The sequence below is a fragment of the Chitinophaga sp. genome (assembly GCF_036569185.1).
Taxonomy (GTDB): domain Bacteria; phylum Bacteroidota; class Bacteroidia; order Chitinophagales; family Chitinophagaceae; genus Chitinophaga.
This window is the reverse complement of record NZ_DATCRD010000111.1, coordinates 1-15,051: the sequence shown is the minus strand read 5'-3', so window position 1 is coordinate 15,051 and position 15,051 is coordinate 1. Positions and strand designations below refer to the sequence as shown.

Below are 15,051 nucleotides of genomic sequence, written 5' to 3'. Positions count from 1 at the left end.
CCGTTGGCGCCGGGCAATACCTTGATCTTCATTTCCAGGGCCATACCGCGGGTATCTTTCAGATCATAATTACGGTTTACATCATCAATAGTGGCATACACTGCATTGGCATCTGTTCCGTACAGGTGCACGCCTTTGCCTATATAACGGTTACCTGTATACGGCTTATCTACAAAAGAAGGAAGATACACGGGTGTGGAGTAAATAATAAACCCGTTTGTTTTCGGATCACTGAGAATAGTATGGTCATCTTCGGTAGGTGGTATCGTATAGGCGCCACCGTGATTGCTCACTATTACTATCATCCAGTTCTCGCCTGCATAGTTTTTACGCGCTTTTACTGCATTGAGCAGCTTCCCTATATAGTCGTCTGTTTGCAAAATGGCATTGCGGTACTGTGGTACGCTGAGGTCGTAGCCATATTGTTTACCACTGGCATCCACATTATTGTACTGCACCATTACCAGGCCGGCGCTGTCTTCCGCCAGGCCCGCTACAGCGGCTGTGGTGGCAGCTTCATCGTTATCTGCAAACACTTTATTTATATCTGCACCGGTAGTTAGGTTATTACCCAATGCATCAGAAGAGCTATAGGCGGCGATATGGATACCCGGCGCTCTTTCTTTAATGCGTTTAAAGAAAACAGGGAAGTTGTTCAGGTTGTTATTATCCATAGTATTGCCTTCAATACTGTGCTTGGCTTTATGCACGCCGGTGAGCAGATCGGCCCAGGTGGTGAGGTCGCCGATGTCTGTGTCTGTAACGGAGTTCCAGCTGAAAATGGCATGATCGGTAAGCGCGCTGATGTTGGGAGCATTGGCATCGCGCACCGACTGGCCACGGGCGCCATCCATGATCACGAACAGTACTTTGGGATTTTTTACGATGGCGCTGGTTGTATCAGTATAGTCGCCCGGCTCCAGCACCCGGTCGGGCTCCTTGTTGCAGGCGGCCCAGCTCACAAGCCCACCCAGTAATAATCCCATCATTCCATTGAGCCGTATTGTTTTATTTTTCTGCATGTGTCAGTGAATTAGAAGGTAACGATCATTTAAGTAAAAGCCTGGTGATGTTGCCGGCGGGTTGTTCATCAAATTTGCCAAACCCGCCGGTGATAAGCAATTGCAGCTGACCGGCGAAATTCCTGGTTTCCAGTACGCCGTTCACGACACCATCCAGGTCGCCGGTGGTGTTGTAACCCCTGGCCAGCGCCCCGGTATGATCCAGCAGCATAAAGTGCCCGCGGTGAACGCCGCCATAGTTTTTAAAATAGCCGCTTACCAGTACCATACCGTTGGAGAGTTGCCTGGCATAGGCGTAGTTGTCGTCGGCATTTTTTGCAGCGCCTTTGAAGGAAGGATCCACGGAGCCATCTTCATTCAGCAATACCAGTCCGTTCTGTGTTTTTCCGTCGAAGCGGGTAAAGTTACCCGACAGCATAAACCGGCGGGTGGCATCATTATAAGTGATGGATGAAATATAGTTATCTGCGCCTGTACCTACTTTGAAAGTACGGTCGATGCTACCATCTGTATTCAGGCGGACAATGTAGTTAACAGATTCATTGTTATACCGGGTGAAGCGCCCGGCAATGATCAGCTTCCCGTCTTCCTGCATAAAGGCATCGTTCACCGGGCCGTTGGGACCGTCGTTGCTGCGATGCAGCAGGAAGTTGTAGTTGAAGGAAGAGTCCAGCGATCCGTCTGCAAAGAAGCGCACCAGGTTCTTTATTCTCACGGAATCCACTATCAGTGAATCGCGTTTGGCCCGGTAATCTGATTTTCCGTATACCCGTTGCAGGTAGAAGTTAAAATTACCGGTGGCTGTGATCGTATTGCCATGCACAAACGCGCGCTGGATATTACCATCTACACCGCCATTGAACGCAGGCACCGTATCCCGGTCCAGGAAGGTTCTTACCACCATACTATCAATGGATCCATTGCTGTTCAGCACGGTGATATTATTTACTTCGCCGAGGTGGATATCATACGTAGAGAAACCACCGGCGATCACCATTTTGCCGTTGGGTAGCGTGGCAATGGTGTTCAGGTAGCCTCCCACCCCATCTCCTACCTGGAGGGAGCGGTCCAGTTCCCCATCTTTGGAAATAAGAACAATACGGTTCAATGGTTTTACCGATCCTTTGTTTTCATAGTTGGAAAAACTTCCTACCAGGATCATCCTGCCATCGGCCAGGGGCAATACTTTGCTGATATACCCATTGGAGCCTACCAACGCTTTGAAAGTGTTATCCAGGGTGAGCTTACCATTTACACGGAACACCGGTCCAAACACAATACGATCGCCAATGGTCACATAGCCAATACCTGTGCTGGCATTTTCCGGCACCTTTACTTTGATGCTTGAGCTGTCTACCGCCACTACTTCTGCCAGTTCACTGTTGATAAAAAACTTCAGGTCTGATTTATATGGCATCAGTCCCGTTGCTTTAAAGGTAACAGTGCTGCCGGGATCTCCGAGCCTTGGCGCCGGAAAATCCGTGCTCATCCTGATGCCCAGGGCAGGCTTACCACCGGCGTAGGGATCATCATACACTTTCTCCTTGTTGTTTTTGCAGCTTCCCAGCAGCATCATGCAAAGGCCGGATAAAAGAAGTGCGTTATAATATTTTTGCATGCATCTCATTTGATATAAATTTTACTTACCGGAATTTGCGAATACGGCTTGTACATCCTGGGCAAATTTGCCGGGGGCAAATCCAAAGGTGGCGTGATTGGCGCTCAGCACATGTACTACCCCGTTCTTCGTGAGTATATTACAGGAGGCCACCAGCGAAGTGGTCCAGTTGGCCGTTGGCGCCGCTGCATCAGGAATGTAGGAGATGCTGAGCTGCCGGTATCCCACATACTTTACACCGTTGTCTGAGTTGTAGATCACACCTATATTCATCGGCTGGTTGTCCCAGGAGTAATACATCTGCCCGGGAAAATTGATCAGCAGGCTATAGTCGATCTGCGGATAATCTTTCAGCTGGTTGGCGCCATGAAAAAGGTATACCGACAAATACTTACGCCATATTTCAGCGGGTACATCCTGCAACGTGCGGATGGTATCAAAGCCCCCGCTGTATAAGGCACTGTTGGTAGATTTAATGAGGTTCTGGATGCTGTAATCAGTGGGCGCAAAAAAAGTAACGGTATCGGAAGTGAATATCTCTTCCATGCCCGCCAGCTTTACAATAGCCGCTACTGAATCGAAGTAGAACGGCTTTGCGTTGAGGTAGTCCACCACGTTGCCATCGAAGTAAGGATTGGCCAACCCGGAGTCGAGATAGTAATTATCTTTTTTGCAGGAAGACAATGCTGTGAGTACGATCAGCAGCAGTACTACTCCATTCAGACTATATTTTTTCAGTGAGTTCATAACCGGGAGATTTAATTAGTCCAGTAAGTATTTAGTTGCACCAATGGATTCTGGTTCTGGATAGCAGGATCCAGGGGCCATGTCCACGCGCCCATATCAAACTGTAATTTTGTAAGCGGGTAATAGCACCATTTGGAATTGAAGATGCGGCCGGTCCTTACCAGGTCGAAGTAATAGTGGCCCTCTCCCATCAGTTCACGCGCCCTCTCTGCGAAGATCTCGTCCTTCAGCGCATCTCCCCCGGGGCCGGTATACGGGTTGGAGAGCGCCCTTCTGCGCACCAGGTTCAGCTGCGTGATGGCGTCTGCATCGCGACCCAGTTCTGCCAGGGCTTCCGCGAGCAGCAGCACGCCGTCGGCATAACGGAAAAGGATCACGTTACCGTCGGGGTTATAATCTTCCTGGTCGTTGATGGCATATACGTTTACAAACTTGAGATATTGGAAATCGCCGTTATCTGCAAACATATTTTCGTCAAACCAATACTGTACGCGTGCATCTGGCTGACCAGAAGGGAACAGCATCCGGAGAAAATCGGCCCGGAAATAGGAGTAGCTGTGCTGGTGCGTGGCTACCGGTCTTTTATACGGGTAGTGCAATACCAGGTCGGAGAAGGTATTGTACATGATGATCTCGTTATAGTTGGCGTTCTGCGCAATTTCAAACAGGCTTTCTTTGGTACGGCCCTGGAACAGTTTGCGGTAATCGCTCAGCAGCAACAACTCATACTGGCCGCTGTTTACCAGCTCTGTCCCCATATCTGCCGCCTGCTGGAAATAGCTTTTTGCATTGGCTTTATCGAAGCCGGCATTCCATACATCCAGTTCCATCATCAATGTGAGCAACGCGCCTTTGGTGGCGCGCACGCCAACATAGGCAGGATCGCTGTATTGCCAGGGCAGGTCGTCTTTTACTTTCGCCAGATCATCCAGGCAGTTTTTCACTACTGTTACCATCTTCTCCCTGGGCAAAGGATCGCTGTGATATGGATCTGCATAATAAGGCACATCTCCCCAAACCCTTACCATAAGCCAGTAGCTGATGCAGCGGAGAAAAACGGCTTCTGCCTGGTATTGTTTTCTTTGTGCGGCCGACACGTCGGCGAATTCCCTTCTTCCTACTTCGTAATACAGGTTATTGGCTGCCTGTATCACTTTATAAAATCCCTGCCAGCGGGTAAGCTCCACCCAGTGATAAAGGCCATCGTTGCCACGCAGCGCAATAAAAGTAGCAAGGTCGTTTTGTGAAACGAAGTGCACATAGTTACGGCCTGCTTCTTCAGGCGATTCAGCCATCATCCCGGAACGGATATCGCCGGCATTTGGCAGGAAGGGACAGGAGCCTAATTTATCGCGCAGCAACCCGTAAGTATCCCAGAGATTATTTTCAATATCTTCCCTGTTCTGCAAAAAAGCGTTCCCTGAAAGCCGGTCCAGCGGCTTTACATTCAGGAACTTTTTACAGCCTTGCTGACCCAGTGCAAGCAACAATGCGAGTAAACAGATAATCTTGCGGTTCATGATCAATAACTTTTTAATAAACATTTATCTTAAAACTCTACGTTCAAACCTGCGTTCCAGCTACGCGGAATGGGATAACCATTCGACTGGTCCCTGCCCAGCGCGGATACATTTTCCGGGTTAGGACCGCTGTAATTGGAAAAGGTTTTTACGTTATTACAGGTCATGTATACCCTTACGGTGTTGATACCATATCGGTGTGTGAGGTTCTTGTTCAGGAGATAACCAACGGTAATGGTGTTGATCTTAAAGTACGAACCATCTTCCTGGAACAGTGTCTGATCAACCCTGTACGGGTTAACGGCGCCTGCCCTCGTATAGTCGAAGGGGTTACTGTAGGTAGCGTTACTGCCATTTTGTTTCCAGTAATCGATCTGGTTAAAATCAACGATAGAACGCTGATCAAATGGCTGGCCCAGGTATTGCATGCGCTGCGCCAGCGCATCATTGAGGATATCGCGGATGGCCACATAAGAGGCGCTGATATTGAAAGTAAAGTTCTTATACGTTAGGTAGGACTGCAAACCACCTGTTAGCAGGGGCTGGGAATTACCCGCAATAGTATAGTCGTTGATATCAAGGATATAGTTCCCGTCGCGGTCCTGCCAGTAAGGATCCCCGGCCTGGAAGTATTGCCCGTTCGCCGTGCGGTATCTTAAACCGGTGGCAGGATCAATGGGCACATCCTCCAGCGTTTTGTATACGCCCTGGGTGGTGAGCAGGTAATTACTGAGCGCATTGCGTCCTACCCGGTAAAGTACATTCTGCCCGTTATCGTTCTGGATCAGCTGGCGTGCGCCCGCAGGCAGGCGGGTGAGAATGTCTTTATTGAGCGCACCATTTACGGAAATGCTCCATTGTACGGGGCTGGAAGCTCTCAGCGGACGGAAGGTGAGCATCAGCTCATAACCGTAATCCGCCAGTGATGTTTCGTTGGTGTTTACACGGTTAAAGCCGGTGATGTCTGCCAGGTTTTTTGAACGGAGCAGGTTTTCCACGGTTTTATAATACACATCGAACACCAGTTCTATTTTGCTCTGGAAGAAGCCTGCTTCCATACCAATATCATACTGCGTGGTGGTGGTAGGCTTCAGGAAGGGATTGGGCATCTGGTCAAAATCACTGCCTATCCTGGGGTTACCATTGTACGTGCCATTGGGGCGATAGGTGCCGTAAATGGAAAAGATATCACCGGAGGGCACAATGTTTTGTCCCCAGCTGCCACGGAGCGATCCATAGGTAAGCCATTTACTATCGGTAAAAATTTTCTCCTTGTTAAAGTTCCATCTCAAACCCAGCGAAGGATTCCTGGAATAGGGATCTTCAAAGCCGGAAGCTGAGCTGCCATCAATGCGGTAGCTGGCATCCAGTACATACTTCTGTTTGTAGTTATAGGAGAACAGGCCTGCAAAAGAAGCCGTGTGGTTCTGCGAGAAATTATCCAGCAGGCCTCCGCCTCTTGATGCGTCGTTACCATATCCCAGCGGGCCTTCATACTGATCGTTGGGCATACGCTGCTGCTGGATGATCTTCGCCTGCATGCCACGGTTGAAGATCTCGTTGAACACATTCAGTGTAAAGTTGTGTTTCTTGTTGATGCTTTTGAAATAAGTGATACTGTTACGGTTGTATAACTGGAAGTTCCGGTCGTCGTATGCCTTGATCCTTGAATAATCATTATTGGCCGCAGCAGGTGTAAACTCGTCCTGCGTATTGGAAGCATAGTTATAGCTGATGGCCGATCCCAGGCTCAGCCCTTCAATGATCTGGTAACTGGCATCCAGGCTGGCGGTAAGGTTCAGCGTTTTGTTATCGTTCTGTACTTCCAGTGCGCCCAGGTATCCCGCCGTACTTTGATAGAAAGAAGGCGCCGGCAGTAAGGATGATTTCTGCCCGTTGTCTGCCACACCGGTTTGTAATAACCCGTTACCGCTACCGAGCTTTCTTTTACCGATCTGCGTATTCAGCAGGCCGAAAATTTTAAGTCGCGGTGTAGGCTGGTACAGCATGTTGGTGTTGATGGAGTAACGGTCGAAGCCCGTGTTCCTGATCACCCCGTTTTCGTGGTAGTAAGAAAGATCCGTTTTATAGTTGAAGGTAGGATCACCACCACTGATGTTGATGTTATGCGTTTGGTTATAAGTAGTTTGATAGAAGATCCCCTGCCAGTTGGTAGAGCTGTTCCAGTAAGGATTTAAGCTGTCTGCCAGGAAAGGGGTGTTGGAAATATTCAGCAGGTCGGCATAGGTACCGTACTGCATGATTTCCTTTACACGGATCTGGCGCTCCAGGTTTCCTCCTACGGTAGCACGCAGTTCCGGCGGCGTATTCATAAAAAAGTTACCGGTGTAACGTACTACGGGAATTTTGGAGCTACCGCGGCGGGTGGTCACCACAATTACGCCATAAGCTGCGCGGGAGCCATACAGCGCGGTCGCCTGGGCATCTTTCAGTACTTCCATACTCTGGATATCTTCCGGCGGAATAAGCGATAAAGGACTTACACCGGGGCCCGGCGTTTGAAAGCCATAGGAGAAGTTGGCATCTGCATCAATAGGCACGCCATCTATCACGTACAGCGGCGAGGTGGGCGACAGGAAAGAGCTGGAGCCATTACCGGTAACGGTGATATTGGAAAGCCCACGGATGGCTACCACGCCCCTTCCACCGGGTGCGCCGGTATTGTTCTGGATATTGAGCCCTGGTACCCTTCCCTGCAACAATTGCTCTACGTTGGATACAGGCACATCCTGCAGGTCTTTACCGCTTACAATCACGGAGCTTCCGGTGGCCAGTTCCCTGGTTTTATTCTGGTAGCCTACAATAACGGTTTCATTCAGTTTATTTTCGTTGATGCTGAGACGGATGTCGAGGGGCTTTCCTTCCTTCACTTTCACAATGAATTCCCGGTAGCCCACGTAGCGGAAAGCCAGGCTTGCTTCCGGCGATACCTTTACGCTGAAGTTGCCCCTGTTGTCTGTTACGCCGATCACCTTCTTCTCTTTCCCGATCACTTCCATGATGCCTACGCCTATCATAGCTTCGGTGGATACTTTGTCGCTCACCGTACCCGTAACGGTCACCTTTGCCGGCGCGGGTTGTTGTGCCAGCAGCGTGCCGGCGCCGGCCAGCAGGACAAGCAGCAGCAGTGTTCCTGTTTTAAATATATTTGGTTTCATATCACCAGCTCATTTATTTCAAAATGTGATTCACTAGGGTTTTACCATTATTCATTTCTGAATCTTGGGTTGTCGCTATAGAAATAGAAGATCACGTCCCAGTCGCCCTTCTGATAAATAGCAAAGGAAAGATCCAGCGTAGCCCGTACAATACCGCCCCCATAGGCTTTCCGGTCCCAGGCGAACCTCACTTTCGCCTGCGAACCATCGCCGGTGGTCCACCTTGTGGCGTATTTGATCACAGGGATGGGATAGGCTACATCAAACTTTATGTACTGCGGCGTGGCCTTTACATTAAACCCGTGCAACAGGCTGTCCAGCGGGCCGGTAGCGTTGAATACCGATGGGTTGATAAGCGTGGAATCTTTTGCCAGGAATTTAAAAGAGATGGAACTGCCGTTGCCTGTTTTCCGGAAGAATACACGAACACTGTCGCTTTTCATTTCCAGTTCGGTGCTGTCGCCCATTACATTGCTGATAGAAGGATGATTATATACCAGGCTGTAGGAAGATGAATCCGATGAATACTTTATGGCGGGCAAACCGGTGAGCGGGTCTATATCATTAGCGGGACTATAAGGCAGTTCCCTTACCGGCGTCAGCTGCATATCCCTGTAGGTATTGGTACCACCGGTGTTGGTGGCTACTACGTCAAACAGGTAGCCTTTATGCGGCAGCTGGTGCAGCATAGTGCTATCAGCCCCTGCCCAGAGGATAAAGTCGCCCGAATGTTCGCGTATCTCCCATACCGGGTGATTTTCCTGTTGCCGTTTCCCTTCAATCTCCGCCAGCGATTTTTCATTACCGGTGTAACCCTTTTTCCATACCCATACCGGCACCATTTTTTCCAGGTCGTTGGTAGGCTGCAGGGTGAGGGCATCGCGCACGTTGGTAATTTTAAACGTGATGGGCGTGGTGGAGTTGTCGGTGTTATACACGCCTGAGAACAAGGTAGTGCGACCTAACGTAGGCGTAAACAATTTCTGGGTGTACACGGCTTTGGGGCTGAGATAGTCCAGGTCTTCCGGCAGCCATTTCCTGCATGCCGCCAGCCCTGTAATAAGGGCTGCTAAAACCCCGGTGAGCGCGTATCTGCATATTTTAGACATAGCATTCAACTTTTTACTTGATCCGCTAACCTTAGTTAACTTCACTGATTTTATAAGATCTGATATTATAGTTGCCATTCTCCAGGAAGAACCTCATGGTATGTGTTCCTTTCTCCAGGTGTACCGGCAGCGGCGCAGTGACGTTGGTGTAGTTGCTCCAGTCGCCGGTATTGGGCGCTGTCATAGGCCCTGTTACATCCTGTCCGTCTATTTCAAAATGGAAGCGGTTATTGCCGTTTGGCGCATTCGGACTGGCCACCCTGGCGGTGAAGAAGTAATCGCCGGTTTTCTTCACGTCGATGGTGTAGTTGAGCCATTCGCCATCGCTGGTCCATCCAATTTCATATCCGCCGCCTTCTTTTGCCATGCCTATATCCACGCCTTCGCTGGTTCTGAACTTGCCGCCGTTGTTGCCGGCATCCGCATCGTGGTAGCCAACGCCTTCCCCGCCGGGATCAAATGCTTCCGCAGGGATGGTGCCTGGCACCGGGTAGGGTTTATCCAGCGGTACAAAGCGCATATAGCGCAGGTTGTAATTGGAGAGATCGTATTTTACTTTCAGGAGATGCCTGCCTGCCGGCAGATCACGGGTAAGCACTTCGTTATCGTACCAGTTCTGATCGCCGCTGGTACCTTTGATCTTGATACCGTTGGTCATATAGTCGCCGTCAATTTCCAGGTGCAATGTCCCTGCTACTTCGTCGCTGCCTTTCCCGGAAGCGGCCCGTACAAACAGGCGGTACTGTCCCGGTTCATTTACAAACACGGTGAAGGCAAGCCATTCGCCGGAGTTGGTCCATCCGATGTTGTAGCCAACATCCCCGCCGCCGGCGTCCTGTATGTCCACTCCTTCTCCCGGGCGGTATCTGCCGCCGTTGTTGGAAACATCGTTATCGTGGTAGGCAACGGATTCGCCGCCTTTATCGAACTGGTCGAAGGAGATGGTGCCAGGTATGGGCAATGGTTCTCCATTGAAAGGCACTGGCAGTGTAGGGTTCACGCGGCCAATGAATTCGTCGAAACCAAAAATATGATTACGGTCCATTACGTTTACAAGGCCGTTGCTGGTCCTGATGTCAACGGTCACCGTATTACTGGTGATCCACTGGCGGGTATAAATAACGCCTTTTGTGTTGGCGAATTCAATCACACCCGGACCGCCGGCGGTATATCCTTCTGCACGGGTAGATACATACCGGCCGTGCATCCGGTAACCGTACCGCACGCCGTTCAGGTAAATACCATCCTGGTTGCTCATACTATCGGAAGGGATCACACCCGGGATAATATAGCGGGATACCATGGAGTCCAGTTCATTTTCCGCTACTGTAGCCAGGTACAATAAGGGGCGGCCCTGGGCTCTGCGGAGGTTATTCATATTGGAAACAGCTTCTGCAAAGCTGGCGTTGGTAGGCGCAAATACTGTATAGCGGCCATTCTTCAGGCTGTCTGTCAAACCCGTTTTATCTATTACAAACAGGAAGGAATCATATACGCCGGTCTGGCTTTTCAGAAAATCGTAGGTATTGCCTGCAAACTCATGAATGGTATTTTCATGGTCGTAATAGCCACTGTCTTTTTTACACCCGGCATACAAGAACAATATCACCAGTCCTGTTACTGCACCAACACGAAATATGTTCTTTCGCATGAGAAATAATTTGTTTGTTAGGAATAGAAAGCTTTTTTACCTGTTGATCCAGTAAGTGTTCTGGGTAAGTTGTTTGTTTTGCGTCAGTACATTTTCCGCTACGGGCCAGTAGATCCCGCCTTCATCAATAAGGCGGTTGAATGCGGCGTCGCTGCGTTTCAATTTATGATAGCGCACCTGGTCAAACCAGCGTTGTCCTTCTCCCATCAATTCTTTCCGGCGTTCGCGGAAGATGGCGTTTACCAGGTCCCCTTCCTTATCGGCGCTGTAGCGTTCCATTACGCGGAGATCGCGGATCTGGTTCAGCAGGTCAATAGCGCCGGTTTGCTCGCCCAGTACTGCCAGCGCTTCGGCTCTCAGCAGGGCAATGTCTTCCAGGCGCGTGAAGATGATAGCGCTGCCGTACATGCGGAAATCAGGATCGGAGGTGCCTCCGTCTAGTATTACTTTTATTTTGGAGAAGATGGGCACATGACTGTCGAAGCTGGTAAAGTACCGGGTGCTGGTGGGCTCACCCCTGATACTATCCAGGCTGAAACGTTCATCGCGGTTCTGGTCGAAGAGGGAAAGGATGGTATCTTTCGGCACATAGATCTCCGGCTGACTTTTAGATACCACGGGCGCAGCCAGCGTAAGCTCTTCCAGGTGACCGGTATAGGATGCTTCGCCATTGGTGAACTCAAAGTCGAACGCAATCATGTGATTATTGATAAAGTTATTGGAGCCTCTTCCTGAAAAGAAACCATTGGAATTGGTAAGCTGGTCTGTTTTCACAAACACGAGGGAGCTTTTCTGCGCATTGTCGAGCACAAATTTCGTATAGGCGGCTACGAGAGCGTACTTTGCCTGCCAGGCTGCCACATGCGCCATGAGCGCATATGCACTCAGCTTACGGGCCAGTACCCCATTCCATTTATCGCCGCCTTCCGCGTAGTAATCCCCTTGCTGCTGCGGATCGTTGGCGCTGTAGGCATAAGGCAGGTTATCTGCCGCAGCCTGTAATTCCTGTTCAATAAACGCCAGTATTTTTTGCTGGGGCGCTCTTGGCTGATCAGCAAATTCCCCATCATGTGAAGTGGTGATCAGTGGTACATCTCCCCAAACCCTCACCATATTAAAATAAGCAAATGCCCGGAGGAAGCGGATCTGCGCTATATCTACCGCCATGTTCTGCTCGCTGTAACGCGGATCTCTTGCTTTTACTTCCCCCACATGTTCCAGGAAAAGATTGGCAGCATTTACTACGGCAAAAAAACGGCGCCAGTTGGAAAGCTCATTGAGCATATCCAGGGGCGCATGCAGGTTATTGCTGATCACGGCATCTATATCCTGGCGTTGCACAGCAGCAAAATCGCCTTTCCGTAATTCCCCGTACATCCAGAAAGCATTATTGTTTGCCAGTGCGGCGCGGGTTAACCCGTATACGCCTATCAGTGCGCTGCGGGTATCTTCATGCGAGTTCCACATGTTCTTCTCCGCCACCGCGTGCGAGGAATCCACATCCAGGAGCTTCTTACAGCTTTGTAGTGTTCCTCCGCAAAGACATAACAGCAACAACCATTTTGCCGTATGGGTCTTGTTGAATTTTTTATTATTGAAAGATATCATCAAAAATCATTTTATGCGGTTCATTGAATGCTACAGGTCCATCTTTACGCCGAGGGTATAAGTTTTCGGGATGGGAAGACCATACCCGTTATCAACGCCGTTAAAGTAAATGAGCTCCGGATCACCGCCGGTATAAGGCGATATGGTGAACAGGTTGCTGGCCGTGCCGTATACGGTAAGGCCATGCAACACCGACCGTTTATTCCACCAGCGTGTTTTGGTAAAATCATACTGCAGGGAAATATTCCTTAGTTTCAGGAAGGAGCCATCTTCCAGGAACAGGTCCTGGTCTGCACGGTAAGCACCTGCTTTGCTCCATGGATTATACAGGGGGTAGCGGTTATAGTCGCCCACCTTTTGCCAGAAGGTAATTTCCTTCACGGCATCCATAGAGATCTGTCCTTCGTGGTTTACAAAATCGAGGTGACTGGCCACATCCTGGTTCAGGATCTTTTTACCGAGCGCATAGTACAGCGTGAAGCTGAAAGTGATATTACGGTAAGTAAAATCGCTGCTGAAGCCACCGGATACCTTTGGCAGATAATGCCCTTTCATTACTTTGTCTTTATCATCAATAGTGTTATCGTTGTTCTGATCTGTCCAGATGGGATCCCCGGCAGAAAGCGGCGTGCCTTTGTAAGTGCGGGCCTGTCCTGTTTTAGGATTTACCGGTATATCCCTTTCGCGGTTATAGATGCCCTGGTTTTCCAGTACCCAGAACTGGTCGATGGCGCTGCCTACTTTGAGCTTGCGCGCATCAGCACCAGTACCGATCTGCATTTCATCAATACCGCCTGGTAATGCCAGTAGCGTGTTCTGGTTATAATTAATATTGGCAGATGGGATCCACTGCAGCTTACTCGTTTTGGGCAATACGTTTGCCTGGATACTTAGATCGGCTCCGCGGTTACGTACTTTCAAACCGTTCCGGTAAATGGACGTATAGCCGTATTCGTTACCGCCGGGTATATTGAACAACATATTGTTATCTGTTTTATCATATACATCCAATGACACATTAATGCGTTGCTGCAGGAAGCTGATGTCCAGTCCTATATCCAGTTGGTCTGACCAGGGCCATTTAATATTATTGCCTACGTAGCCGGTGGAATAGGGCCTCGACAAAGCGCCCAGTGCGTTATAGGAGAATTTCAGCGGGTTGTTGCTGAATGAAAGATCGGAGAGATATTGCGTTCCTTCCCCAAAGCGGTCGTCTGTAAGGAGGCGTGCAATACGGCCCCAGCTGGCGTGCAGCCTCATGGCATTAATACCTTGCTGGTCTGGCAACAGGGTGCTTTTCAGGTTCCATCCTGCGGAAAAGGTAGGCGATACCGTCCACCAGTTGTCCGACGGCATGCTGGAAGAACCATCGGAGCGCACCAGCACGGAAAAGTCGAGCGCATCTTTATAGCGGTAAACACCACGGCCGTAAAACGACAATAAACGATGCCGCTGTTTATCGAGCGCCATGTATACCAGTGCGCTTTTAAATGCTTTAGGCAGCAGGTAATTGGCGTTGCCGGGATCAGAATTTAACAGGTTGAGCTTAATGAGATCGTTAGGGCCGTTGTATGCATAGCTGTAATTATAGCGGTTGAAATCCGCTTCAAATACCTGGCCTGCTTCCGCCGTTACATCATGTTTATTATTCCAGTTGTGATGGAAGCTGAGTGTATTATTAAAGCCCACGCGCTGGTTATAGCCAAAGTAATTGGATACATAGTTGATCGTTTCCATGAGGGTGCCGGGATAAAACACATCCCGCAGGCCTTCGTTATAATCTGCCGCCAGGCCGGATACAAAGTTCCAGTCTTTCGAGAACGCCACTTTCAAACGAAAGAAGCCATTAATGCTGTTGGTTTTATTTTCATCGATGGACTTACCATACTCGCTGAGATAAGCGCCGTATGCCGCTTTATTGGGTGGTAGCGGGGAGCCAAGATCCGGGATGTATTGAACATCTGCGAAGCGGTCGCGCAGGTTGCGGTTACGGCGGCGTTCCAGGCGGGTGGCGTTGATCATGGCCGACATGGTAAGCCACGACACCGGCACCATGTTAATTTCAAACATAGCGTTGTAGCGGTCCATACGGGTATTGTCACCGGGGTTATTCATCTGCTCATTGCCGGCGGCAAAGCGGAAATTGGCCCGTTCCGATCCGCTGGAGATACTGGCGTTTACGCCGCGGATAAATTTATTGGCATAGTAGAGATCCGTCCAGTTGGAGGCGCCATAGTATGCATCGTTGGTAGAATCGCGCAGGTAGGCCGGGTAGGTAAGAATGTTATCCAGGCTGGCGTACCGGTTATAGTAAGGTTGCCTGAATTCATTTTCAAACCTTGCATTGGTAGTATTGACGTGAGGTTTCTGTGCGATACCAAACCAGGTATTGAAGGCAATCTTTCTCCCGCCTATCACCGGCGCTTTGGTACGGATGGAAATCACGCCGCCGTTGGCTGCACGGGGACCATAGATGGCTGCCGCTGCATAGTCTTTCAGCACTTCAATGGAGGCGATGTTATTGGGATCTATGGCCGACAGCAGGTTGGTGGCGGGGCCTATGCGGTTATAATCGTATTGCTGTATATCAAAAGCAA

The 15,051-nt window shown here is 49.8% G+C and carries 9 protein-coding genes; all 9 read right to left on the bottom strand.

The window, feature by feature from the left end; translation table 11 throughout:
- A partial coding sequence (locus VIM72_RS08160) for an alkaline phosphatase family protein (RefSeq protein ID WP_332002344.1) occupies nt 1-1,022 on the bottom strand: 1,022 nt, incomplete at its 3' end.
- A 25-nt stretch (nt 1,023-1,047) separates the two neighbouring features.
- Nucleotides 1,048-2,640 carry a DUF5008 domain-containing protein gene (locus VIM72_RS08155; RefSeq protein WP_332002343.1) on the bottom strand — a complete coding sequence of 531 codons (1,593 nt, stop codon included), beginning with the start codon at nt 2,638-2,640 and terminating at the stop codon, nt 1,048-1,050.
- A gap of 21 nt (nt 2,641-2,661) precedes the next feature.
- Nucleotides 2,662-3,387: a hypothetical protein gene (locus tag VIM72_RS08150; protein WP_332002342.1), complete on the bottom strand. Its 726-nt coding sequence runs from the start codon at nt 3,385-3,387 to the stop codon at nt 2,662-2,664.
- A gap of 11 nt (nt 3,388-3,398) precedes the next feature.
- On the bottom strand, nt 3,399-4,907 hold the full coding sequence (locus tag VIM72_RS08145) for a RagB/SusD family nutrient uptake outer membrane protein (RefSeq protein ID WP_332002341.1): 1,509 nt from the start codon (nt 4,905-4,907) through the stop codon (nt 3,399-3,401).
- A 29-nt stretch (nt 4,908-4,936) separates the two neighbouring features.
- On the bottom strand, nt 4,937-8,086 hold the full coding sequence (locus VIM72_RS08140; protein ID WP_332002340.1) for a SusC/RagA family TonB-linked outer membrane protein: 3,150 nt from the start codon (nt 8,084-8,086) through the stop codon (nt 4,937-4,939).
- A 47-nt stretch (nt 8,087-8,133) separates the two neighbouring features.
- A complete protein-coding gene (locus VIM72_RS08135) occupies nt 8,134-9,195 on the bottom strand; it encodes a DUF5007 domain-containing protein (protein WP_332002339.1) in 1,062 nt (353 codons plus the stop codon).
- A 31-nt stretch (nt 9,196-9,226) separates the two neighbouring features.
- On the bottom strand, nt 9,227-10,846 hold the full coding sequence (locus VIM72_RS08130) for a carbohydrate-binding protein (RefSeq protein ID WP_332002338.1): 1,620 nt from the start codon (nt 10,844-10,846) through the stop codon (nt 9,227-9,229).
- A 36-nt stretch (nt 10,847-10,882) separates the two neighbouring features.
- The gene (locus VIM72_RS08125; protein WP_332002337.1) at nt 10,883-12,454 is read right to left on the bottom strand and encodes a RagB/SusD family nutrient uptake outer membrane protein; all 1,572 of its coding nucleotides are present in this window, start codon (nt 12,452-12,454) and stop codon (nt 10,883-10,885) included.
- Nucleotides 12,455-12,484: 30 nt separating this feature from the next.
- Nucleotides 12,485-15,051: SusC/RagA family TonB-linked outer membrane protein (locus VIM72_RS08120; protein WP_332002336.1), on the bottom strand; the 2,567-nt coding region annotated here is incomplete at its 5' end.

Bases quoted from the DNA above. Each gene is read 5' to 3' on its own strand.
- VIM72_RS08135 (WP_332002339.1), bottom strand. From the start codon at position 9,195: ATGTCTAAAATATGCAGATACGCGCTCACCGGGGTTTTAGCAGCCCTT.
- VIM72_RS08130 (WP_332002338.1), bottom strand. From the start codon at position 10,846: ATGCGAAAGAACATATTTCGTGTTGGTGCAGTAACAGGACTGGTGATA.
- VIM72_RS08145 (WP_332002341.1), bottom strand. From the start codon at position 4,907: ATGAACCGCAAGATTATCTGTTTACTCGCATTGTTGCTTGCACTGGGT.
- VIM72_RS08125 (WP_332002337.1), bottom strand. From the start codon at position 12,454: ATGATATCTTTCAATAATAAAAAATTCAACAAGACCCATACGGCAAAA.
- VIM72_RS08150 (WP_332002342.1), bottom strand. From the start codon at position 3,387: ATGAACTCACTGAAAAAATATAGTCTGAATGGAGTAGTACTGCTGCTG.
- VIM72_RS08155 (WP_332002343.1), bottom strand. From the start codon at position 2,640: ATGCAAAAATATTATAACGCACTTCTTTTATCCGGCCTTTGCATGATG.
- VIM72_RS08140 (WP_332002340.1), bottom strand. From the start codon at position 8,086: ATGAAACCAAATATATTTAAAACAGGAACACTGCTGCTGCTTGTCCTG.